The 325-nt window shown below is 48.6% G+C and carries 1 protein-coding gene; it reads right to left on the bottom strand.

Annotated features, from left to right (window positions below):
- Nucleotides 1–144 precede the first annotated feature (144 nt).
- Nucleotides 145–325 (bottom strand): MarR family winged helix-turn-helix transcriptional regulator (locus CHH91_RS18135; RefSeq protein WP_141234202.1); only part of this gene is annotated, 181 nt, incomplete at its 5' end.

Genomic DNA, 325 nt, shown 5'->3' with positions numbered 1-325 from the left:
ATTGTAATGAATGAGAAAGCGAGAACAGGAAAAGAAAGCAGAGAACCACTTTGCGCAAACGAACGTGGCAGAAAGACAAGTCTTGACGAGGAACGGGGTGTTGCTGTGAGTGTTTGGAAAAGCGGGCTTTCATGCCGCCCCCTATCAAGGAAGTTGAGCGGCATAGTAACCGATTTTCTTTAATTGTTCAATGAGCTGGCGTTTTTCCGCCTCGTCAAGGGAAGCAAAGATGGTGTCGATCGCTTCCGCATGGCGGGGAAAGATGTCAGCCATCCAATCATGCCCTTTGTCTGTAAGGGAAACAAATGTCACACGCCGATCCGTT

Source organism: Virgibacillus sp. 7505, assembly GCF_002272135.1.
In the GTDB taxonomy this organism is placed as follows: domain Bacteria; phylum Bacillota; class Bacilli; order Bacillales; family Amphibacillaceae; genus Terribacillus.
This window is presented reverse-complemented; position numbering and strand designations above follow the sequence as displayed.